We start from the raw sequence: 22,359 nt of genomic DNA, 5'->3' as shown, positions 1-22,359 counted from the left end.
TGCAGGTACACAATACAAACGGTGATTAAAAATGTGTTTTTATCAATATAGAGCTATATACTTCTCTTTATTCGTTTTTTATTATTAAACCTTTTAAAAAGCACCTGCAGGAAACCCAATCTATACTGCAGGTACTGCATTAAAAGGTGTTTAATGAAAATGTTAGTTTATTTACTTTGTTAGAGATTTTGATTTACTATGATTTATTGATTGGGCTGGATTGTTCTAAAAAGAAGCTTGGAAAAGTACCTGCAGGTATTACAGATGATCTGCAGGTACACGGTACATCAATTATTACAACTATTTCTTGATTAATTTTGTATGATAAGTCGTCTTATCGTCTTTTATCGTAATCACATAGACTCCTTTGATCAATGAAGCAACACTGATTCTTTGTCCCTCCGCTTTTCCTTCCTGAACAAGTCTTCCGTCTGCACTGTAGATTTTGTAATCTGCTTTACCTTTCAGGTTTTTCACTTCTACAAAAGTATCCGCAGGATTAGGATATATGTTAATATCAGATGATGACTGAACTGATTCTTTAACACCAAGTGCCGCATTGATCTTTACAGAAAAATCCCATACTGAGCCTCTTGAGAAAAGTTCTCCGTTAGCATCTACAGAAGGACTTGAGCAGGCATCAGCTGAAGCGTTAAAAAATCCACTCGCTACTCTCATTCTTAATGTTTTATCGCCGTTATAAGCATCAGCCGGAACTATAAATGCAAAACTTCCCTGATGTCTTTGGTTGGCATTAGGAATCGCTCCGTTAATACCGATTCTTTCGGAAGCCTCAAACACTCCGTTTCTGTTGTAATCAATCCATGCCTGTACCCAATCCTGAAAGTTTCCGCCTGCACGGTTGGCATACACAATATAGTTCAGGTTGTACTGGGCTCCCTGGGTAAGCTGAATCAGTTTTGCAGGATCTTCCGAATAGTCCTTATAGGCATGCTGAACGGTTGTCCCGTTGCCTGCTAAATCCACATTGGCTAAAGTTATTCTCAATATCCCACTGAAATACGGACTGTTTGTAGTGTTTCCTCCTGTAGTCATCAGACAGTAATCATATCCTGTACGTAATCCTTTGGTTTTAAAATTATAAACAGGAGAAAACCCTCCGGGAACATTATTGATCACAGATGCAACACGAACTTCATAAGAAGTTTCATCTTCAAGATTATTCAGGAACACTGAATTAACCGGGCTAACGGCATTGGTCCAGTTTCCGGCTCCTGTTTTTCTGTAATTCACAGAATAGGTTGCTCCCGGTACATGGTTCCATGAAACGGTTGCTGAGGTTTTTAATATATCATTATCGAATGCAGCAAGTCCTGTTGGAGAATTATTTAAAGAAGCGGGAGCATTTCCTACAGCCAAGGTAGGAGAGACCGCATAAAATATATTTCCTACCGCTGAAATTCTCAGTTTAATATTTCCCTGAAGCGCGGCCGGCATCTGTATATCAAAACTTCCGTCATTAGGAGTTGAAGCCACCAGTTCTGTCCATGCTGATCCGTTAATCAGATCGGTTGTATATTCAATCTTTACATTGGCAACATTATAGGGAGCCTGGTTGGTATTGGCAACATCCCATGAAATGGTATTGGAAGCATTATTATACAGGGTAGTAGAAGGAGTTAATCCTTTGAATTTAAAAGGTCCGTCATTTCCAACGGTTACTGTATTTTCTGCAGAAATCGTTAAAGGTCTGTTCGGGTTATTATCACGTACCGTTACAGCATAATGTAAAACTCTGGGAATGTATGAAACTGTTTCCCATGTATCTTTATTAGTCAGTTTACCGCTCATCACAATAGGCAGGCTTGGAAAATATCTTCTTCCTGAAGCCACTGCAGGAAAAGAACGGGTAAGAGAACCTTCAGGATTGAAGCCCCAGCCACTGTCTCCTGAGATGGAACTGGTAGAGCCTACACTGTCATACTGTTCCCAGTTATAGGTAAACTGATCTCCGTTGGCATCTACTGCATTAGCATCCAGATAGTAGGCTGTGCCTTTAGGAATAGTATAGGAAATAAGCGGAGTAATGACAGGTGCATTATTATTGGCAATATTTTCAGCTATGCCGCATCCCACTTTACCTTCAAGGTTGGTAAGGATTTGATTGATGGATGAATAGTGGAAATACGCATCACTGTTCATCTGAACATTATTGGCAGTGATCCCTGCATAGGCCATAATGGTTGTACCTCCTCCCGGTTCTATATTGATATCTGAACTTTCAGTCACGGTAGAAAATGTGTGATTCCCTCCAAGCTGATGTCCCATTTCATGAGCTACATAATCAATATCAAATGTATCTCCTACGGGGTTCTGATTTTGCGTAAATGCAGAACCTTTACCCAATGGCTCTGCTGCGGTAGGGTTGGTACATATACATCCTATACATCCTGCATTTCCATTTCCTCCGGCAGCATTAAAGACGTGTCCTATATCATAATTGGCATCACCTACCTGAGTACTTAAGGTTTGTTGCAACTGGCCGTTTAAATCATTGGTATAAGGATCATTAGCCGGATTGGCATAGATAATATTGGGAAGATTCTGTATATTCAGATGAATGGCAAATTCTTTTTCAAAAACACCATTTACACGGGTCATCGTATTATTCATCTGGGCAAGTGCACCTGCAACCCCTCCAAAAAGGGTTGTATATTCACCCGTTGCAGACAAGGCAAGTCTGTACGTTCTGTATCTTGAAGCGGCAGGTCTTCCGGTAATATTGATTCCGGCAAGTTTATTTTTTCCGGAATTTTTCAACGATTTGATGTCCAGTTCTTTTTTGCCTTCCATATTACAGCTAAAGCCATGCTCAGAGTCTGTTCTTTCGGTTTTATAGAATACTCCGTAGGTCTTTTTATCCGCTGTAATAGGTTCTATAAACTGAAAAATACCGTCTTTAATGATCATTGACTGTATTTCTGTAGGGGACGTGCTGAACCTTATATATTTGGAAGGGTCATCAATTCCCACTCCTATATAAGATCCTAATCCGTATTTTTCAGCCAGTGATTTTTCCATTACTGGATTGCTGTACACAGCAAACTTTTCTATGGTTCCTTCTGCAGTTGGTAATTGAATCGTTACTGCTTTTGCATGAGCGCCGGTTTCTTCAGCGTTTTTTAATAACTGTATCAATGCATTAATATCAGTTTTGTAAGCATACTTGATTTTTACCTCTCTTCTGATCTCTGACACTTTCTGTGAAGAGGGATCCCATCTTTGGGCATTGGAAAGACAGAAGCCTGAAACCAAAAATAATGATAATAGAGTTTTTCTCATTTTAAAAATTAGGTTTTAAATAGTGGTATTGTGAAGAATGAATATAATATTCGACTATTCAAAAGTAATTGCTAATTTTGTATTATAAGCAGTATTATATTGTGATTTTCGCAGATTGTGTATGTGATACGTATGTATTTCGGGCTAGGTAGAAACGATGTAGTATTAAGATTGCATTTTTATTTTTGATAGATTATGATGAAAAAACTAATTATTTTATTCTTTTTTATTTCTTCCTTCTTCTATGCACAGCACACGGAACAACAAATAAAGAATATTGTTTTTGATATAGACTTTTCGACCGCCGGCCCTAAAGAGATCAAACAGATTGACAGTCTTATTGCAGTTTGTAAAAAAAAATCATACAATGATTGTGTAGCACTGGGGTATCTTAAGATTGCGAATATCTATGATAAAATGAATGACACCAGGAAGTCATTTTATTATATCAATAAAGTAGAAAACGAAAACCTCATCAATTCTGATACCGATTTTGAAGTTATCTTTTATGTTCATTTGCAGAAGTCTTTTTTATACCGGAAATTAGGTGAAAGGGTTGCTTCTTTTAAGGAACTGGATGAAATCTATGATAAGGCAATGAAGACTGGGAATGCTTATTTTATTTATCTGATCAACAGACAATATGCTGATAAATATATCGAAACCAATAAGCAGCTCGCATTAAAATATAGTAAAATTGCGTATAAATTTTCAAAAATATACAGAGAAAATAAAGGTAACCGTTACCGGATTGATAAAAACAGATTGGGTAACAGTTATAAAACCTCAGCTTATCTCGGAGGAATATATACTGATCTTAATAAATTGGACTCTGCCAAAATCTATATTGAAGAAGCGATTCAGGATGAAAAAAAAGTAAATGATATTAGTCTGAAATATATAACTTCACTGTATGCCGGAAGATATTTTAGTACGATCAAAAATGTTGAACAGGCACAGCACCATTTATGGATTGCCAAAAATATTGCTAAAAACTACCTTAAAAGTGAAAACTATCAAATTGCGGTAGGGGATGAGCTTAATGCTTTATATGAAAGTACTGGTCAGAAAGATAGTATTGGTTACTATTCCAAATGGCTGGTAAGTATTGAAGAGGTAAACCGTGAGCAAAATCAAACACTGAATGACACTGTAGACAAGCAGAATGAATTAGAAAATACTAACAGAAAAAAGGAAACAAAAGAGCTTTTTTTCATTTTATCATTAAGTATTGCAGTATGTATTCTCTTTATTTTCCTTTTTCTGTATTATTATAGAAAACATAAAAGTAAAAACCTGGATAAAATAGATATCCCTCATCAGTTACCGGTACAGGAGAGCATTTTTAAAGAAGTGATACAGCTTGCCAAAGAAAATAATCCTGAGTTTTTAACCCGTTTTAATGAGTACTGTCCTCGTTTTTCAGAAGAGCTGCTGAAAGTCTCTCCTTTAAAAATATCAGAAATAAGGTTCTGTGCCTATATCTACCTGAATTTTTCAACAAAGGAAATAGCAGAATATACATTTACTTCAGTGAGGACGGTACAGACCAAAAAGTATAATCTAAGGAAAAAGCTGAATATTCCTGGTGATATGGATATCTATGTATGGTTTTCAAAATTATTGAAATAAAATAAAGCAATATCTAAAATAAACTAGACGCAATTACTTATGGTTGAAATAGGGATGCATTGCCGTGCATTGCAGAGAAGCAAATCATTTGAAAGAATCGGAACGAAAAGATAATCAAAGCAATAAAGAATAGTTTGATCTATAGTCTGGAAGTATTGTAAAAAACAAATTTTTTTATATACTCTTTCCTGAGAATTCTCCTCCTGCAAAAATACGGAAGGAGAATACCCGGAACAGCTTAATTAAGCTGATAATTTGCGATCACTAAACTCAGGATGAAATGAACATAATTCTGCTCTACCTCTTTTCTGTTAATCAGTTTGTTTTTGTACTCGTAAGAATTCAGGTCTCTGGATAATTTCTGATAGGTTTCAAAATCATCACCTTTTACCTTTACTCTTATATTGCCATCTTTTCTGTTAATCAATACATCATCCAAAGTTCTTACTTTAAATAAAACTTCACATAATGTAGGACGAGCCTTCATGGAACCGATATATCTTTCAACTATATTAATCTTGAACGAATCAAATATGATGTTATTAAAAACGATTTTAGAATTAGGCTCCTGAGTGTTGAGTTCAAGTTTATAGTTCATTACTTTATAAATTTTGGCAAATATAAGTTTAATTATGCCAAAAAACAGACTGTTTTAATAGATCATTCCCATATTAATGATTGAATTTTATTCTTTACACTCAAAATCATATGAAAATGTGAATATTAGAAGGCTGAAATGAAAGTGTTGGAAACTTTTTCTTTTCATTTATTTTTTTCCTTATAGCCATTTGCGTAATTTTATTCTCTGTATAACAAAATTCATATTAATACCAATATAATGGAAAGATATAGTTATGGAATGGTTGGCCTTGGAGTAATGGGGCGGAATCTGCTTTATAATATCGCTGACAACGGGTTCTCAATCGCAGGATTTGACCTTGATCAGGAGAAAATCAGAGAACTGGAAGAAGGAGCTGCTTCAGGAATGAAAGTAAAAGGTACAGACACTTTGGAAGATTTCGTATCCGCGCTGGAAGTCCCGAGAAAAATCATTCTTATGGTTCCTGCAGGCAAACCTGTAGATGCAGTGCTGGGAAACATTACCCCGCTTTTAACTGAAGGTGATATTGTCATTGATGCAGGAAATTCTTATTTCGAAGACACCAACAGACGGGTTGCTGATCTGGCATCCCAAAAACTGCATTTTATGGGAATGGGAGTTTCAGGGGGTGAAAAAGGGGCCAGAACAGGTCCCAGTATAATGCCGGGGGGGGATCCTGAAGCATTTAAACTTCTGAAGCCAATGCTTGAAGCCATTGCAGCAAAAGTGGATAACGAAGCGTGTACAGCCTACATGGGGAAAGGATCTGCCGGAAACTATGTGAAAATGGTACACAATGGTATTGAATATGCAATCATGCAGCTTATCAGTGAAGCGTATGACCTGTTGAAAAGAGGGGCAGGCTTAAATAATGATCAGCTGTATCAGGTTTTCAAAGAATGGAATAACGGAGAAATGAACTCATTCCTTATTGAAATTACCAGAGATATTTTCACCCAGAAAGATACATTCACAGATGGCTATCTTGTGGATCAGATTTTAGATAAAGCCGGCGCAAAAGGAACCGGAAAATGGACTTCTGAACAAGCTATGGAAATTGGGGTTTCTATCCCTACCATTGATATAGCGGTAACGTCGAGAATTTTATCTGCATATAAAGAAGAAAGAGTTCAGGCTTCTGAAATATACTCCGAAAAAGAAATTATAAAACCTGAGGATACAGAACAGTTTATTAAAGAAGTAGGCGATGCTCTTTTCCTTTCTACATTAATCAGCTATGCACAAGGCTTATCTTTACTGGTAAAAGCATCTGAAGAATATGGTTTTGAAATTCCGTTAAAAGATGTTGTAAAAATCTGGAGAGGAGGATGTATCATCCGTTCTGTGCTGCTGGAAAAATTCTATTCTGCATATACTCAGAATCCTCATCTTTCCAACATTCTGCTTGATAAAGAAATTTCAGAACTTGTAAAATCAAAAATCAAAGCTTTAAGAAAAACTGCCGGATATGCTGTAGCAAACGGAATTTCCAGCCTGGGAATCCAAACTGCCTTAGGATATTTTGATGCCTATACCACAGAATCTCTTCCCGTGAATCTGATTCAGGCTCAGCGTGATTATTTCGGAGCTCATACTTACCAACGTATTGACAGGGAAGGTGTTTTTCATACTTCCTGGCAAAGTACAAACAATTAAAATTCGGAAAAAATGAATCAACACAAAGTCTTGCAGCCAACAAATATCGTTATTTTTGGTGCTACAGGCGATCTGGCAAAAAGAAAACTTTTTCCGGCATTTTATAACTTATATATTGATGGGAGAATGCCCAAAGGCTTTAATATTATAGCATTGGGAAGGGCAGAAAATACCGATGAACTTTTTAGAAATTACATCAGGGAAAACCTTGAGAGTTTCTCCAGAAAAAAAGTGACTTCTGAAGACTGGGCAGGCTTTCAGGCTCACATTACTTACTTTCAGCATCAGCTGGATGAAGAAAGCTCTTATCAGAATCTGCAGCAGAAACTGCAGGATTTTGATTCCGTTTACGGAATGAGAGCGAACAGGTTATTCTATCTTTCAATCGGACCCAATTTTATCTCCACGATTTCCAACCATATTAAAACCACATCGCTGGCTTCCGATCCTAAAAAAGACCGCATCATTATTGAAAAGCCATTTGGCCACAATAAGCAGTCAGCAATTGAACTGAACAGTCTTCTGGCAAAAACCTTTGAAGAAGAGCAGATCTACCGTATCGACCATTATCTGGGGAAAGAAACAGTGCAGAATATACTGGCGTTCAGATTTGGAAATTCAATTTTTGAACCTTTATGGGATCATAAATATATAGAATCAGTGCAGATTACGGTAGCCGAAGAGGTCGGGGTAGAGACAAGGGGTGCTTTTTACGAACAGACAGGGGCATTAAGGGATATGATTCAGAACCACCTGTTGCAGATTCTTTGTATGGTCGCCATGGAACCGCCGGCTTCATTACAGTCTGGTGAGATCAGGGACCGTAAAGTGGATGTGCTGAAATCAATCCGTAGAATATCACCCGATCAGGTTGACCATTACGCTGTAAGAGGCCAGTATGGAAAAGCAACAATCAACGGTGTTGAAGTAAAAGGATACCGCCAGGAGGATGGCATTGCAGGAGATTCCAATACGGAGACCTTTGCTGCAATAAAATTCTATCTGGATAATGAAAGGTGGCAGAATGTACCTTTTTATGTTCGTACCGGAAAGAAAATGAAGGAAAAGCATTCCTATATTACAATTCAGTTTAAGCCGCTTCCTCATTCTACATTCTCAGACAGCCCGCATCATTTGTCAGCAAACAGGCTGATCATTAATATTCAGCCTATGATGGATATCAGACTTCAGTTTATGACGAAAAAACCGGGTCTGACATTGGACTTGAAACCGGCAGAAATGATTTTTGATAATTTTGCCTGCCAGGAAGATACCCCGGAAGCCTATGAAACCCTTTTACAGGACGCTCTCTTAGGAGATCTTACCTTATTTATGCGTTCCGATCAGGTAGAAGAAGCCTGGGACGTTGTTACCACCATACAGGAAGCCTGGGAGAATAATAAAGACTTATCTTTCCCGAATTATAAAGCTGGAAGCTGGGGACCTGAAGATGTTAATGCTTTGGTTGAAAGACAAGGGCACAGCTGGGTATAAACAATATAAATTTAAACAGACAAAAAATGAATATTACAGTATTTGACGATCTGGAAAAACTGTACACAAAGGCAGCAGATGCATTTGTTGACCTTTCAAAAAAATCTATTCAGAAAAACGGCCGTTTTGTAGTGGCGCTTAGCGGAGGCTCTTCTCCCAAAGCCATTTTCAAACTACTGGCAACGCCGGAGTATAAAGAACTGATTGAGTGGAATAAAATCTACTTTTTCTGGGTTGATGAACGTTGGGTTCCTTTACATGATGATAAAAGTAATTTCCGCATGACGGATGAAGCTCTTCTCAGTCAGGTTCCTGTAGATAAAAATCACGTGTTCCCTATGTATGCTGAGGGAATCAGTCCCGAAGCTTATGCGGAAACCTACGAGCAGCAGATCAGGAATGTTCTTGGTAATGAGGGAACTTTTGATTTTATCCTTTTAGGAATGGGAGATGATGGGCATACAGCTTCTCTTTTCCCAGGTGAGGCCGTTTTGGAAGAAAAAGAAAAGTGGGTTTCTGCCTATTATCTTAAGCCGCAGGAAATGTTCAGGATTACCTTGACAGCACCTGTCATCAACAAAGCAGAAAATATTCTGGTAATTGCATTTGGTGAATCCAAAAAGCACGCATTGAATGAAGTGCTGAACGGTGAATATAACCCGTCTTTGTATCCATTACAGCTTATTGAGAAGAAGGAGGGATTTCAGTTTTTCACAGACGGAAAAGCAAAAGGGTAGCACAACTTAAACTTTATAAAAATGAGACTGTCCTCGGACAGTCTCTCTTCATATCAACTATTTTGATACCGTACCGTCGGTATACAATTTTCTGCAGATTTAATCCAAAATCAGAACTAAATTAAAACAGTATCACTAAAGAGCTAATGATACTGTTGCATTGTGCTTTTACCTTAGTTGCATTTTTTCGAAATTTTTATTTTCCATCCACATAGTGTTCTATATAAAATGGTTATTAGTTTGAAGCAAATATACAAAATAAGACACTATGTAGTGTCTAAATTGAAAAAAAATTGAAAAAAAAATGTTAAATTTTTAAAGTGGGAGATAAAACCCTTTCCTACAGTGACTTTACATAAATTTAAAAATCAGAAAAAGCCAGATCTTATCAAATAATCAGCTAAAATATCTTGCAGAATATTCATAACTGTTAAAAAATATCTTTAATAAAAGGCAGCACCATTACAATGATAATGCTGCCTGAGTAATGTTTACCTCAGTTATTGAATATAAAAATACTTTAACTGAGGGAACTAACGGTACAATCTGATCTCAATCAACCTCACAACTTTGATCATCCGTTTCAATAGAATGGTTATTAGTTTTTGCAAATATATATATTTAGACACTAAAAAGTGTCTAAAATGAAAAAAAATTCATAAACTTGTACGATTGAAAGTTTGTCATGGAAAGAAAGTCAGCAGCAGGAAGCATTCGGAATAAAGAACGCAGTAAAAAAAAGTTCCTGGATGCCGTTGGTAAAATACTGAGAACAAAAGGATATGCCGCCTTGAGAGTAAGCAGTATTGCTGCGACTGCCGGAGTAGATAAGAAAATGATCTATTCTTATTTTGGAGGCTTAGATGGTTTGATTGATGAATATCTCCTGTCACAGGATTACTGGAGTAAAGCAGCCATTGAAGAAGTTGAAAAAATAAGGCTGCAGTTAGATGACGGAGGAAAATCTTTCATGGAAAAAATGCTTCCGGCAAAATTTGATTACGTGTATACCCATAAAGAAGCACAAAAATTGCTTTTATGGTGTTTATCCGAATCCCGGAAGTCTTTAAAAAAACTTAACGAAACCCAGGAGGAAAGCGGAGAATATATTTTTAAAATGTTGATGAATCCCTATTTTAAGGATAAAACTGAAGATGTGCGCTCTGTCCTTGCAATTATGATTTCAGGATTGTATTACCTGAATATGTATGCTGCGATGAATGGAAGTGTTTTTTGCGGAATAGATGTCAACACCATTAAAGGACGGGATAAAATCAAAAAAGCAATTTCATTCCTGCTCCATCAGACTTACGAAAATCTGCAGGCTTCTGATAAAAAAACAAAACCATTAGAAATCTAATGGTCTGTCTATAAGTTGTGTTTCTACCTTAGTCGATTCGTTTCGAAATGCTCTTAAAGTAAGGGAACTCAATAATACAATGTGAATTGTTTTATTTTTCAACCTAATAGTGTTTTAAAATATATAGATGGTATTAGTTTGTACAAATATATAAAATAAGACACTACGCAGTGTGTAAAATTGTAATATTTTTTATTATTTTATTTAATTGATTGGAATTCAGTGTATTATTTTTTATCATTGATGTGAAAATTTCTTTTTATCTATACTTGTGGTTAAGTTTAATCATAAAATATTTAAATATCAGCATCTTTTACTAACTAAAGAATAGGGATAAGAATATCGGTAGGAAAATATTTTATTTCAAAACGTTTTTCAGAATAAAAACAATATCACCATGAAACAATAATACTGTTTTGTTTTTTTTCCTCAGTTGATGATGACCGAAATATTTTAAACTGAGGGAACTAACAGTACAATCTGAATAGTTTTATTTTTTCAAATCTGATAGTGGTCCTGTCTGCTCAATGGTATCAGTTTTTGCAAATATAGACAAACTGATGTTATTAGACACTGTACGGTGTCTAAAATAATAAAAAAAATTCTTAAACTTGTATATTGAATGTTTAGTCATGGAAAGAAAGTCAGCATCAGGTAGTATCAGAAACAAAGAACGAAGTAAGAAAAAGTTTTTAGATGCCGTTGGGAAAATACTGAAAACTAAAGGACATGCAGGGTTGAAGATTAATGATATCGCTGCTACTGCAGGGGTAGATAAGAAAATGATCTATACCTATTTTGGCGGAATGGATGGCCTTATGGACGAATATGTCAGAACACAGGATTTTTGGGTAAAAGTAACCAGTGAGGAAGTGGAAAAGATGAAACCGAATCTTGAAGATGGAGGCAGAGAATTTATCGAGCATATGCTGCTTTCCCAGTTTGATTACGTATACGCCAATAAAGAAGCCCAAAAACTATTGTTGTGGACTATTTCTGAGCCCCGGAAATCATTAAAAAAACTGATTGACACTCAGGAGGAAAACGGAGAATATATCTTCAAACTATTGATGGAATCACGTTTCAAAGATAAAATGGATACCTATCGTTCTATTATGGCTATCATGGTTTCAGGATTGTATTACCTGAATATGTTTTCGTCTCTGAACGGAAGTATTTTCTGTGGTATAGATACCAATACTCCTGAGGGACGGGAAAAAATCAAAAAGGCAATATCTTTCATGGTAGAGCAAGCCCACGATAATCTTTAGTCTATTATAAAGAACATAAAAAAAGGGACAAACTATTGTCCCTTTTTTATTTGATACTTATGGCAGGCTACCCTTTATGGTAAGGACAGCCGGAAGCTGCACCGGCATTTACTCCGGTACTAAAGAACTGCTCTTCAATTACTTTTCTCTGATCTTCAGGAATATCTTCTATTTTACGGAGTGTGTTCACCTGGATGTGCGGCCAGCTCGTGGTACCACCGTCATTTCCGAAATCAAATTCGAAAAATACAATCTGCTCATATTGCAGCTGAAGAATCTCTTTTCCGTTTTCAATCACTGTTTCAATCCACATATTCATATCCACCTCAACGGTTGGGACAAAACGGTTGACAAACGGAACATTTAAAATTCCGCCCTGCGCCCCGGTTTTCATCTTGGAAGACATTCTAACATGGACATAATTGCTGACCTCCTGACCTCTTAATGTATCTCTGAGTCTTAAATCCGGCCGTACAGAATAGGGATACAAATCATCAGCCAGTATTCTCTGGGTGTAAATTTTGTTTGAACCAGGATCATTATCATCATTAAGTGTTTCATGCACCCAGGCCGGTGCTGGCTGGTCAAGATCAATAATATTGTCAGGTGTTACCCCTGCGTTTCCCATTGTACGTGAAATAGAAAGATGATTGGTTTCCCATGCCTCTTTACCATAAGGAAACTGTGGTGAACCTTCAATTAAATAATACGTTGTATTATCTTTATTCTGAGGAATGATATCTCCAAGCAAAGTAATGGTGCTTCCATGCGGAATTACTCCGCTTCGGGAGATAGAGTAGTCCGGGATAAAATAAGGACCATCAAGTCCTGCTCCCGGCTTTATTTCCTGGGCGGGAATGATTTCATAATAAGGCTGTCCTGGTTTCAGCTGACTCTGAAGAATGTACTGCGGGTTTGCCTCGCCGTCCGGTGTTATCCTTAGCAAAGGCTCATCTCTGTATTCGCCGGTATATCCATACTTAGCATCTTCTGTTGAAACGGCATGAATACCACGGTCTCTTTCAATAGATTCTTTGGTAGCCGCATGATTATAGACATCGCTCAGCCAAAGATACATTCCGTTTTCTTCATGAATAGGAGTGTATTTTAAAGCTTCCTGCCCCTGCACGGCAGTTACACTTTTAATGCTTTGCTCATATTTAACCGCTCCGCAGAAAAGCTCACTGGCCCCGCCACGGTTACGTACACCGCCGGGAACAATGGAAAAGGTGAGTTTCTCAATATACTCTTCACTGGTGAAAGCAAATTTTCCGGGAATTGTCCCCGGGTTGGTTCCCGGAGAAGGCATAATTGTAGTATGGACACCGCTTGCCAATGAAGGGTTGGTAATATCTTTATTGTGGTTTACATTGTAGCTTACCCATGTGCCATTTAGTGCGGCAAGAATTCCGTAATCTACGTTGCTTTCAATGGACTGCAGGTTGTCTTCTCTGAATGGCCTTACCGGATCATCAATAAGAAGCTTGGAATAGCCATCCATGAGTTGAGCCAGATTAATTTGATTTTGGCCCGGCATTCTGCGGAACAGCTGTTCTCCTCCTGCTTCAGGACTCTCTTTTTTTCTTTTAAGCATGATATTTCGTTTTTATGGTTACAGGTCGATATATTCAAATGTTGGCCCCGCATTAGTCTGAGCATCCAACGGTTGTTTCATCAGATTAACAGCCTGCTCTTTCAAAGCATACATATACATAATGGATTTTTCAAGCTCTTTCTGATTTCCTTCCACAGCACTCTGAATGGCATCCAGCAGACGTCTGTAAGTCTTATTAAATTCAACACCCTGGGCATATAATTCTTTGTTTAGCACATAATCTGCCAGCTTAGGATTAGGTTTCATCGGATACGCCTCATTCCAGTCTACCGGAAGATCTTTTCCTGTAGGCGGTGTGGTTACAGGCATCATTCCGTTTTCATCCATGAAAGGCTTATAGTTTCCTCCCAGATAGAAATGCTCATGGAAAACTTCTTTGAATCTGAAATAATGAGCCAGTTCAACCCCTTCTTCAAACTGAGAAGGATCTACATCGAAAATAGAATCATCAGCTCCTTCACCCTGGCCTTTGATTTCCTGGAAAACAGCAATAACTCCGGATAAAGCTTCCACGGAATGCAGTTTTCCGCCACTTCCGTAATATTGCTCAGGACGGATCTGTTTTTCCGGCTTTCCTGTGAAAATTCCTCCTTTATCTAAGTCCTCGAAGTTCTTTGGTAACGTTCCATGTGTTTTGTAATAAGCAATGATCTGAAAAACAACAATGTAGAAGAATAAAACATCATAATACTCACCAATGGTGTGTACATTTTCTATGATGAAACCTTTCATGTTTTCAAGAGTCCAGAGGTGGTTTTCCTGTACGGCTGCTCTCTGAGAGTATAATTCAGAAGTTTTCGTTTCGTAATCATATTCAGGAGCTTTTACCACAGATGCACTTGGGCTTTCAATGGCAATAAACGTGGCAATACTGTTGCTTGAAAATGTTTCCAGACCTACATAAAAATCAACATTCATGGGTAGTTTCATAGGATAAGTAGGGTAGTTCTCCTTTTGGTTGACGGAAGGCTGAATACCGATGGCATTCAATACATTACAAACCATAATCAGATGAAGCATTTCCTCTACGGCAACACTTCTGATGATTTGTGAAGCCAGAGCATTGGTTCCGTCTTTGATTGAATACAAAGCCGTAAGATAAGGTGGAATGGTAGAATGTTCAATAAGAATTGCAGTCTGCAAAAGGTCCTGCAAAATCGGTTTGTAATCAATTTCTGTTAGCGCTTTTTTTATTTCTGAAATTCCTGAACCGAACTGAGATTCCAGATAGGCATCAAAATCTTTAATCTGATCATTCAGTAAAAGATTGGTTACTGTTTTACTGTGATGCTTTAATCCTTCTATCCAGTCTTCTTTGCTCAATGTTGAATCAAATAATAAAGAAGATAATGAAACCGGTTCTATAATGGCTGCGTTTCTTGCTGCCGCCATTCTTCCTGCTGTTAATGTCTCCTGTGGTTGTGCTGTTTTATTGATAAGTCTTTGTCTCATGTTGTTATTTTTTAAGTTGAATTTCAAGATCAGCAAGGATGGATTCTACCGAACGGATCGTGAATGCTGATAATGTTAAAGTTGGATTTGAAGTTCCCAGTGTGGTCATATTTCCTGCGCCTACGACGTATAAATTCGGGTGATCCCAGGTTTTGCAGTAGCTGTTGGTCACGGATTCTTCAGCTTTAGAGCCCATTCTGTGAGTTCCTACAATGTGTCCTGCGCCGTTGTAAGAATATCTCACTCCGTTGTAGATCACAGAGTTTTTATCTTCTGCAGTATATTTTGTACAATCATCAATATGTAATCTTTTAAACATTTGATCCGAAGCATCTTTTGCCTGCTCCATAGCTTTCATTTCGTACTCTGTAAGCTCATAATGAATAACAGGGCGTGGAATTCCAAGTACGTCCAGATATTCATCATTAATGGTTACTCTGTTATTGGGATTCGGGAGCTGTTCAATTTCAAAATGAAATAATACCTGTTTTGAAAGTCTGTCGGTGAGCAGTCTTCTTAATTCTGTCCCAAACTGTTTCTCTTTGATAAAGTAGGCCACATCGGAACCCGGGGAAAATGCCGGCCAGCCCCAGCCCCAATTGTCAAGCGGAGAGATCCATGCAGAAAAGTCCTTTCTGAACGCTCCGTCACGGAAAGAAGAAATGTTGGTAGTAGAGCCCGGACCTCTGTACGGATATACCGGTTCAGGGAAAAGCCCCCATGTTAGCATTACCATATGGTCCATCAGGTTTCTTCCCACCTGATCACTGCTGTTGGCTGCTGTTTTTACACCATCTGACGTTGTATATTTGGAATTCAATAAAATTTTGGGATTTTCAAAAGCATTGGCTGCCAGAATGACGATGGCGTCTGACGTATCAATAGATTCTTCAACAAAATCGGTTTTTTCTTTTGAGGGATATCTTCTCAGATGGACTTTTGAAATTTTATAACTATCATTTGGATCAATGCTTAACCTGTAAACCACACTCTGTGCCTGAATCTGCATGAATGGATTACGGCTCAGGTTATCGTTATCATTAACTTTATATAAAGCTTTTTTCAATGTTTTTAAGGCGTTGTACTTCGCCTGAACAGGACAGATCGGAACACAGGATGCATTCCCTTCGCAGCGTTCGCCCATATAAGGGTTCCACACAGAACCGAGAGCTTTGTATTCTTCTTTTCCGGAGCTGTCTAAAACCAGTTGATATCCTGAGTCCTTTGGTTCTGCTTTAATGATCTTTGTTTTTCCGTATTTTGGGTTAGGAACGGAATTTCGTCCCTGTGGAGAAGGCACCAGCATTAAAGGAATTTCTCCTGAACTCAGCTTTACACTTGTCCCTTTAAGTCCCTCAATAATCTTATGATCCATATAGCTTTGTGGGATTTCCTCCATCGGGAATACATAATTTCCATAATAGTCTTCTGTTTTCTCTTTAATCGGATATTCCTGTTTCGAAACATCCCCGGAAACCCCGATTTCAAACTCAGCCATCTCATAATAAGGCCTTAATTCTTCATAGCTTATCGGCCAGTCGACAGGAGTTTTCTCATCAGAATCCGGCTTTGGAATCTTAATGCCATATTTTTCGGTAAGTTTGAAATCGTTGGGAAGCATTCTTGGAGTAGTTCCCAGCCAGTGAAGGGTAGTTCCGCCGCCTACTCTTATCGCATCACTGGCAAACGGCATCGGCCCAAACTGAACCAGATAGCCTTTTTTATCCGGATACGGCTGAACAATATGTTCCATATCCAAAACGTTGGGAGAAGGAGCCTGCTTTAAGTTCGGATAAGGAGAGTTGGGAACTTTGGCTTCCTCTCTGTAAAAAGTCCGGATATACTCATTATAAGTGGTCATTGAAGATACGGAATCCAGCTCAATACCTGCTTCCAGGCCTGCTTCGTACATAAGTATGGAAATCTCCTTAATGTTATCAGATTTTCCCGCATCTGCACGGTGGATCATTTTTCCTTTGGTTATATCAAATACATGGTCGGACAATAGCTTTGCGATTAATGACCCTGCGATCCCTGTACCTACAATGATCACATCTTTTTTGTTATTGGTTGGATTCATGAGTGGGTGTTTACAGGTTTAATATTCCATGATTTGTAGCCAGGCTGTTTTGCTCCCGGCGGATGAGCGTGCATCAGGTTCCATACAAGGCCTTCCTTGTAAGAAAGATCATTGATGTAAGCACCTTCCCAGGTTCCCAGATACCACAGGGTGATTACTTTTCCGGCAATGTCGTTCATTCCAGGGTTGCCAATAATTTCGGATTGAATAGCATTTTTTAATGCTTCCTCACCGGAGGAATTTTCAAGGATATTTTTAGAAACCGTAAGGAATTCTACGAAAGTGGCTGCTTCTAGGCTTTTTAGAACATACGTGTAATAGGTTTCTGCAAGCCCCGTTGACTGCAGTTCGTTTACTGTGAACCCGGTAAGCACTTCCGAGATAGACATGAACACGTCGAAATAATAATCGTCGACGTTGAGAATTTTGTTAATAATATTCATTTCGTAAAAAATTTGGATTCAATATCTTCAACTCCCTTTTAACAGGAGGTTATCAAGCTGATTGATCTACAGCTGCCGGATTTTCAGATATCACTCCCTTTTTCAGAAATGATTGAATATATTTCAGGCGATCCATAGTATCAGTTTTTGTTTATCCGAAATTAATCACATCCCGGCAGATAGGATTCAGTATTTCTACGTAATTTGAATTAATAATGTTTTAATTTTTTGTAACAAATCCTTTGTTGGAAGTGTTTTTCAGATATTTTATTTTCACATAGTTTAGAATTATTTTAAATAGTGTGGTATCTTGCTGTTTAAAGACACCAGATAAAAACAGTGATAATTGCCTGTGATATAAATAAAAAATGCCTGAATTGAATATTCAGGCAGGATTTAAATGAATAAGGCTGAAGGTAAGAATTATAATATCATTGTATCAGATATTCCTAGCTGTCAAGCTGTTCCACAGCAATTGCGTCTATTTCAAACAACATTCCGGGTAAAGCCAGCTGGCTTACAGGAATAAGTGTACTTGTTGGCAGCAATGTAGATTTCCAGACTTTCCCGGCTTCTTCTGCCCATATCTCAAGTTTTTCCTGATTGTGACCAACAATAAGCAGGGTAATTTTAACAATATCATCAAACGTCATTGAATGGCTCTGTAAAACGATCTGTAAATTTTTCAAAGCATCCTGAACCTGAGTTTTAAAGTCATCTGCCAATACATGATTTTCACCAACACCGCCGCTCTGTCCGGATATAAAACACATCCTGGAAGGAGATTTCACAGAGATACTGTGAGAAAAACCATAAGGGGCGGGATTAAATAACTCAGCAGGATTGATCAGTTGGGGTTGTTTATTGTTTTCCATAATCTTTCATTTCATAAAGTAAAAATGATAGGAAAAAATTGAAAAAGCCTTTACATATGTTGAGGGAAATATTTTTTTAATTCTTTATATACTTTCGTGAATAATAAAATTCTGATACAAAAAAATGCTGTTCGGAGAAACAGCATTTTTTGTTTTTATTCTACAACAATACTTTCAATCCCTTTTTGCAGGGCCGTTTCCTGAACGACCGGAACAGAAAGTCCTTCTGCACGGACAACGGAAATATCCGTCATTCCCATAAATCCAAGTGTTTTTTCTAAGTAAGGAATTACGAAGTCGTAAGCCTGTCTTTCCCCTTCAGAATATACGCCGCCACTTGAAAAGACAAGGTATACTTTTTTATTTTTCACCAGGCCTTCAGGGCCGTTTTCGCTGTAGCTGAATGTTTTTCCTGCTCTGGCAATATGATCAAGCCATGATTTCAGTGTAGAAGTGATACTGAAATTGTACAGCGGCGCTTCGATAACAATAATGTCAGCCTCCTGAAGCTCATCAATTACCGTATCCGAAAGCTTTACAATTTCCGACTGTTCAGAAGTCCGGTTTTCAGCTGCCGTAAAGAATGCATTGATATGCGCTTCTTCCAAATGAGGAAAAAGAGGATTAGCCAGATCACGTTTTTTTAAAATATGGTCAGGATACTTGGCTGTGATTTTCTCTACAACTGCATTTCCCAGTTTTTTACTGATTGATGATTCACTTCTCGGGCTCGAAGTAATATGAAGTACTCGTTTCATTTTTTATCTTTTTTAAAATTAATGTTCCAAAATTATCTATATTTACTAATAAAAAGATAGTAGTTACCGAAAGGTTAGTAATAACATTTAGGTTAGTAACAGAATAAAAACAGAGGCAATGGAAGAAGAAAAAATAGTGTATTCAAGGCCACAATGCAGTAACCATCTCTCTGCTACAGAGGATGCATTATATGTTCTCGGAGGCAGATGGACCATTCGTGTAATGATTGCGATCCTGGGAGGGCACACCCGCTTCAATGAATTACAGCGTACCATCAAGGGAATATCTGCACGGGTATTATCCAGTGAATTGAAAAAACTGGAAGTTAATCATCTTGTGGAGAGAACCGTTATTACAGATCAGAAACCTGTGCTGGTAGAATATGTTCCTACAGAGTATAGCGAATCTCTGAAAGATGTCATTGCTGCTTTGGCAGACTGGGGAACAAAACACAAGAAAAAAATCACTGCATAATAAAAGAATAAGCGGTGTTGCAGCAAAGTCACTTTTTCTGTGGTATATGTTAAGTTGCAACTTTGCTTGTACTTTAAGTATTTTTACTCAAATTAATAATGGCAAGATGATCATATGCGAAGACTTATTATTTTCCCACGGAGCCGGTCTGGAAAGGTATGAAGCAGGAGAAACAATTTTTCAGGAAGGAACCGCTGCAAAATACTATTTCCAGATCAGATATGGCACTGTGAAACTGAATACTTTATTGGAAGACGGGAAAGAATTTGTTCACGGGCTTCCTTTTGATGGTCATTGCTTTGGTGAAAGTTATTTATTTACCGGGCATCATTACGCCGTTAACGCTGTTGCGGTAACCAGCTGTGAAATTATCAGGCTTCCCAAAACGAGATTTCTTGAAATATTGCTGGAAAAACCAGCATTAATGCTTGAAATCAGTAAATATACAGCAGACAGGCTGCATTTCAGGTATATGATCTCCAGCTTTCTGGCTATTTCAGATCCTATCGTAAAGCTGGTGAAACTTTTTGACCATCTTAAAAAATATTTTGGATTTGAAGAAGCTTATTCATTCCTTATTCCCTATACCAGACAACAGATTGCGACACTCACCGGTCTCCGGGTAGAAACGGTAATCAGATATGTCAAAAAAATGCAGGAGCAGAAACTCGTTAAAATCGAAAGCTCTAAAATTTATTATTAATCAGCCAACCTGGTTATTTCAGGATGAGCACGGGCTGATGGGTATTCTGGTAAATTCCTTCGGAAATGCTTCTGCTTGCCAGATAGTATAAAAAGCTGTGCTTACCGGGCAAAGCAATAATAAGATCGGCTTCATGAGTGGCTGCAAACATCAGAATTCCATTAATGACATTTTCATCATGGGAGTAATAAATGCTGCTTGGGATCTCCGTTAAATGTTCACGGATATAGTCTTCCAGCTCTTTTTTCTTGTTTTCATCTTCTTTTTCGCGGGTATTGATATTTAAAAAAGACAGATGCACATCCTGCTTATGAATGAGAGATTTATGATGAAACAATCTTTCTAACCGTTTAATTCCGTTGATATCACAGGGGATAAAGATATTTTTAGCAGGAGTATAGTGATAGCTGTTGGGAACAATTAAAGTCTTCACAGGACTTGTTCTTGCAATGCCTATAATATTTTCAGATACAAAACTTTCAGTGGCAGATGTCTGATCGTCACTTCCCAGAATAATAAGTTCTACAGACGGCTCATCTTTTAAAAGTTCATTGATACTTCTGGTAAGAGCCCAATCACTTAAAATTCTTGAAACCTTAATCCCAGGTGATTTTTCTGTTACAATGCTGCTTAACTGATCAAGTAATGATTCTGTTCTCTGCAATAGATTGTTGACATTTTCCTCATTTACAAAAGAATGCCCTTCTGCAATATGCAGATAGTCAAACTCAGATTCTCCTGCTGTTTTTAAGAGGATGATGTTTTGATAGCCGTAGGTTGTTGCCCAGTCTGCGGCAACTCTTACTGCATTTTCTGTAGTTGATGTAAAATCAACAGGTACAAGGATTGTTCTCATATTGTATCATGTTTTGATCCTGGTTATTCCAGGTTTGCTGTCATTTTTTTTACCAGTAACAGTGCTTTGCTGATCTCTTCCTCATCAATGCCGTCAACTGCTTTTTTATAAAGATCCAATGCCCATGGATAAACGGTTTCCACAATCTGTTTACCCTTCGGTGTTAAAAAGACCTGCTTATTTCTCCTGTCGTTTTCATCAGCTATCCGCTTAACAAGATCTCTTTTTACAAGGCTGTTGATGAGATAGGTAATACTGGATTTGTCTTTGCTTACTTTATTTCCTATTTCCTGCTGGTTGATTCCGTTATAGCGTGAAAGCAGCCCCAGAATCTCGATCAGTTCAAAAGACAGGTCCGGATCATATTCATTAACGGTAGCCTGGATTTTCTGCCGGAGACGGCTTTTCATCTCACTCATTGCCAGACCAAGCTCCAGAGCCAGCTCAGAAATATCATTCTTTTTTGCAGACATACTTTACTTATATAATGATAAACAGGATAAGAGCCATACACAAATGGATTTTTAGCATCACTTATCCTAACAAATATACGAAAAATTAGTTTTAATTAAAACTAATTGGATGTTAAATAATAGCTGAAAAAGAATAATTAAACCGGGATGTACTTTTTGCAGGAATAAATTTTGCTGTTGTTTATACAATGAATTTTAAAGTGTAATTTAAAACAGTAATCATGCCTGAAATTGTGTTAAAAAGAGTTTATGAATCTCCGTCTCCGGACGACGGATACCGTGTCCTGGTAGATCGTCTGTGGCCCAGAGGACTTTCAAAAGAAAATGCTGATCTTGATGAATGGGATAAAGACATTGCACCATCAACAGAATTAAGGCTTTGGTTTCATCATGACGTCAGGTTATGGGAAGAATTCTCAGAAAAATATATGAAAGAACTTCATGAAAGTAACCTTGGGAAAGATTTCCTGAAACGTCATGAGAAGTATAAAAAAATTACATTGCTGTATGCAGCCAAAGATGAAGAACACTGCCATGCGATTATTTTGAAAAAATATCTTGAAAGTATACAATAA

At 37.7% G+C, this 22,359-nt stretch carries 19 protein-coding genes; 9 read left to right on the top strand and 10 right to left on the bottom strand.

The window, feature by feature from the left end; translation table 11 throughout:
* Positions 1 to 300 precede the first annotated feature (300 nt).
* Positions 301 to 3,303 carry a reprolysin-like metallopeptidase gene (locus ACR1PO_RS01380; protein WP_433985554.1) on the bottom strand — a complete coding sequence of 1,001 codons (3,003 nt, stop codon included), beginning with the start codon at positions 3,301 to 3,303 and terminating at the stop codon, positions 301 to 303.
* A gap of 195 nt (positions 3,304 to 3,498) precedes the next feature.
* Here ACR1PO_RS01380 and ACR1PO_RS01375 point away from each other — a divergent pair, with 195 nt between their 5' ends.
* Positions 3,499 to 4,935, top strand: a complete 1,437-nt coding sequence (locus ACR1PO_RS01375) for a helix-turn-helix transcriptional regulator (RefSeq protein ID WP_433985553.1) — start codon at positions 3,499 to 3,501, stop codon at positions 4,933 to 4,935.
* Positions 4,936 to 5,173: 238 nt separating this feature from the next.
* Here the strand turns inward: ACR1PO_RS01375 and ACR1PO_RS01370 are convergent, their stop codons facing one another.
* Positions 5,174 to 5,533 (bottom strand): hypothetical protein, encoded by a 360-nt coding sequence (locus ACR1PO_RS01370; RefSeq protein ID WP_002978832.1) that lies wholly within the window; start codon positions 5,531 to 5,533, stop codon positions 5,174 to 5,176.
* 240 nt (positions 5,534 to 5,773) lie between these two features.
* Here ACR1PO_RS01370 and gnd point away from each other — a divergent pair, with 240 nt between their 5' ends.
* From gnd to ACR1PO_RS01345, 5 genes are all read left to right on the top strand, one after another.
* A complete protein-coding gene (gnd, locus tag ACR1PO_RS01365; protein WP_433985552.1) occupies positions 5,774 to 7,192 on the top strand; it encodes an NADP-dependent phosphogluconate dehydrogenase in 1,419 nt (472 codons plus the stop codon).
* 12 nt (positions 7,193 to 7,204) lie between these two features.
* Positions 7,205 to 8,686, top strand: coding sequence for a glucose-6-phosphate dehydrogenase (gene zwf, locus ACR1PO_RS01360; protein WP_433985551.1), 1,482 nt, complete (start codon positions 7,205 to 7,207; stop codon positions 8,684 to 8,686).
* A 26-nt stretch (positions 8,687 to 8,712) separates the two neighbouring features.
* A complete protein-coding gene (pgl, locus tag ACR1PO_RS01355; RefSeq protein WP_433985550.1) occupies positions 8,713 to 9,423 on the top strand; it encodes a 6-phosphogluconolactonase in 711 nt (236 codons plus the stop codon).
* Positions 9,424 to 10,108: 685 nt separating this feature from the next.
* Complete coding sequence (locus ACR1PO_RS01350) at positions 10,109 to 10,783, top strand: TetR/AcrR family transcriptional regulator (protein ID WP_433985549.1); 675 nt, start codon at positions 10,109 to 10,111, stop codon at positions 10,781 to 10,783.
* A gap of 632 nt (positions 10,784 to 11,415) precedes the next feature.
* On the top strand, positions 11,416 to 12,054 hold the full coding sequence (locus ACR1PO_RS01345) for a TetR/AcrR family transcriptional regulator (protein WP_002978843.1): 639 nt from the start codon (positions 11,416 to 11,418) through the stop codon (positions 12,052 to 12,054).
* 67 nt (positions 12,055 to 12,121) lie between these two features.
* Here the strand turns inward: ACR1PO_RS01345 and ACR1PO_RS01340 are convergent, their stop codons facing one another.
* The 6 genes from ACR1PO_RS01340 to ACR1PO_RS01315 all read right to left on the bottom strand — a co-directional run bounded on the left by ACR1PO_RS01340 (position 12,122) and on the right by ACR1PO_RS01315 (position 19,277).
* On the bottom strand, positions 12,122 to 13,648 hold the full coding sequence (locus ACR1PO_RS01340; RefSeq protein ID WP_433985548.1) for a peroxidase, FMP-type: 1,527 nt from the start codon (positions 13,646 to 13,648) through the stop codon (positions 12,122 to 12,124).
* 18 nt (positions 13,649 to 13,666) lie between these two features.
* On the bottom strand, positions 13,667 to 15,121 hold the full coding sequence (locus ACR1PO_RS01335) for a ferritin-like domain-containing protein (protein ID WP_433985547.1): 1,455 nt from the start codon (positions 15,119 to 15,121) through the stop codon (positions 13,667 to 13,669).
* Between the two features lie 4 nt (positions 15,122 to 15,125).
* Positions 15,126 to 17,201: a GMC oxidoreductase gene (locus ACR1PO_RS01330; RefSeq protein ID WP_433985546.1), complete on the bottom strand. Its 2,076-nt coding sequence runs from the start codon at positions 17,199 to 17,201 to the stop codon at positions 15,126 to 15,128.
* A complete protein-coding gene (locus ACR1PO_RS01325) occupies positions 17,198 to 17,644 on the bottom strand; it encodes a hypothetical protein (RefSeq protein WP_433985545.1) in 447 nt (148 codons plus the stop codon). Before ACR1PO_RS01325 ends, ACR1PO_RS01330 begins: the two co-directional genes overlap by 4 nt.
* A gap of 449 nt (positions 17,645 to 18,093) precedes the next feature.
* Complete coding sequence (locus ACR1PO_RS01320) at positions 18,094 to 18,519, bottom strand: RidA family protein (protein WP_433985544.1); 426 nt, start codon at positions 18,517 to 18,519, stop codon at positions 18,094 to 18,096.
* A 155-nt stretch (positions 18,520 to 18,674) separates the two neighbouring features.
* The gene (locus tag ACR1PO_RS01315; RefSeq protein ID WP_433985543.1) at positions 18,675 to 19,277 is read right to left on the bottom strand and encodes an FMN-dependent NADH-azoreductase; all 603 of its coding nucleotides are present in this window, start codon (positions 19,275 to 19,277) and stop codon (positions 18,675 to 18,677) included.
* 118 nt (positions 19,278 to 19,395) lie between these two features.
* Between ACR1PO_RS01315 and ACR1PO_RS01310 the strand changes: the two genes are divergently transcribed.
* Entirely contained in the window at positions 19,396 to 19,752 is a 357-nt protein-coding gene (locus ACR1PO_RS01310; RefSeq protein ID WP_312285451.1) for a winged helix-turn-helix transcriptional regulator, read from the top strand.
* Between the two features lie 106 nt (positions 19,753 to 19,858).
* On the top strand, positions 19,859 to 20,455 hold the full coding sequence (locus ACR1PO_RS01305; protein ID WP_332386487.1) for a Crp/Fnr family transcriptional regulator: 597 nt from the start codon (positions 19,859 to 19,861) through the stop codon (positions 20,453 to 20,455).
* 13 nt (positions 20,456 to 20,468) lie between these two features.
* Here ACR1PO_RS01305 and ACR1PO_RS01300 read toward each other — a convergent pair whose 3' ends face one another.
* Together ACR1PO_RS01300 and ACR1PO_RS01295 are read right to left on the bottom strand one after the other, a co-directional pair.
* Positions 20,469 to 21,311 (bottom strand): universal stress protein, encoded by an 843-nt coding sequence (locus ACR1PO_RS01300; RefSeq protein ID WP_433985542.1) that lies wholly within the window; start codon positions 21,309 to 21,311, stop codon positions 20,469 to 20,471.
* Between the two features lie 23 nt (positions 21,312 to 21,334).
* Positions 21,335 to 21,784: a MarR family winged helix-turn-helix transcriptional regulator gene (locus ACR1PO_RS01295; protein ID WP_433985541.1), complete on the bottom strand. Its 450-nt coding sequence runs from the start codon at positions 21,782 to 21,784 to the stop codon at positions 21,335 to 21,337.
* A 221-nt stretch (positions 21,785 to 22,005) separates the two neighbouring features.
* Between ACR1PO_RS01295 and ACR1PO_RS01290 the strand changes: the two genes are divergently transcribed.
* Complete coding sequence (locus ACR1PO_RS01290; protein WP_433985540.1) at positions 22,006 to 22,359, top strand: DUF488 domain-containing protein; 354 nt, start codon at positions 22,006 to 22,008, stop codon at positions 22,357 to 22,359.

Source organism: Chryseobacterium amylolyticum (genome assembly GCF_051011775.1).
Taxonomy (GTDB): Bacteria; Bacteroidota; Bacteroidia; order Flavobacteriales; family Weeksellaceae; genus Chryseobacterium.
Note: the sequence above shows the minus strand (reverse complement) of the source record. Positions and strands in the feature narration are given on the sequence as shown.

Excerpts from the sequence above, each read along its gene's own strand:
- ACR1PO_RS01380 (WP_433985554.1), bottom strand. The coding sequence starts at position 3,303 with ATGAGAAAAACTCTATTATCATTATTTTTGGTTTCAGGCTTCTGTCTT.
- ACR1PO_RS01375 (WP_433985553.1), top strand. The coding sequence starts at position 3,499 with ATGATGAAAAAACTAATTATTTTATTCTTTTTTATTTCTTCCTTCTTC.
- ACR1PO_RS01370 (WP_002978832.1), bottom strand. The coding sequence starts at position 5,533 with ATGAACTATAAACTTGAACTCAACACTCAGGAGCCTAATTCTAAAATC.
- gnd (WP_433985552.1), top strand. The coding sequence starts at position 5,774 with ATGGAAAGATATAGTTATGGAATGGTTGGCCTTGGAGTAATGGGGCGG.
- zwf (WP_433985551.1), top strand. The coding sequence starts at position 7,205 with ATGAATCAACACAAAGTCTTGCAGCCAACAAATATCGTTATTTTTGGT.
- pgl (WP_433985550.1), top strand. The coding sequence starts at position 8,713 with ATGAATATTACAGTATTTGACGATCTGGAAAAACTGTACACAAAGGCA.
- ACR1PO_RS01350 (WP_433985549.1), top strand. The coding sequence starts at position 10,109 with ATGGAAAGAAAGTCAGCAGCAGGAAGCATTCGGAATAAAGAACGCAGT.
- ACR1PO_RS01345 (WP_002978843.1), top strand. The coding sequence starts at position 11,416 with ATGGAAAGAAAGTCAGCATCAGGTAGTATCAGAAACAAAGAACGAAGT.
- ACR1PO_RS01340 (WP_433985548.1), bottom strand. The coding sequence starts at position 13,648 with ATGCTTAAAAGAAAAAAAGAGAGTCCTGAAGCAGGAGGAGAACAGCTG.
- ACR1PO_RS01335 (WP_433985547.1), bottom strand. The coding sequence starts at position 15,121 with ATGAGACAAAGACTTATCAATAAAACAGCACAACCACAGGAGACATTA.
- ACR1PO_RS01330 (WP_433985546.1), bottom strand. The coding sequence starts at position 17,201 with ATGAATCCAACCAATAACAAAAAAGATGTGATCATTGTAGGTACAGGG.
- ACR1PO_RS01325 (WP_433985545.1), bottom strand. The coding sequence starts at position 17,644 with ATGAATATTATTAACAAAATTCTCAACGTCGACGATTATTATTTCGAC.
- ACR1PO_RS01320 (WP_433985544.1), bottom strand. The coding sequence starts at position 18,519 with ATGGAAAACAATAAACAACCCCAACTGATCAATCCTGCTGAGTTATTT.
- ACR1PO_RS01315 (WP_433985543.1), bottom strand. The coding sequence starts at position 19,277 with ATGAAACGAGTACTTCATATTACTTCGAGCCCGAGAAGTGAATCATCA.
- ACR1PO_RS01310 (WP_312285451.1), top strand. The coding sequence starts at position 19,396 with ATGGAAGAAGAAAAAATAGTGTATTCAAGGCCACAATGCAGTAACCAT.
- ACR1PO_RS01305 (WP_332386487.1), top strand. The coding sequence starts at position 19,859 with ATGATCATATGCGAAGACTTATTATTTTCCCACGGAGCCGGTCTGGAA.
- ACR1PO_RS01300 (WP_433985542.1), bottom strand. The coding sequence starts at position 21,311 with ATGAGAACAATCCTTGTACCTGTTGATTTTACATCAACTACAGAAAAT.
- ACR1PO_RS01295 (WP_433985541.1), bottom strand. The coding sequence starts at position 21,784 with ATGTCTGCAAAAAAGAATGATATTTCTGAGCTGGCTCTGGAGCTTGGT.
- ACR1PO_RS01290 (WP_433985540.1), top strand. The coding sequence starts at position 22,006 with ATGCCTGAAATTGTGTTAAAAAGAGTTTATGAATCTCCGTCTCCGGAC.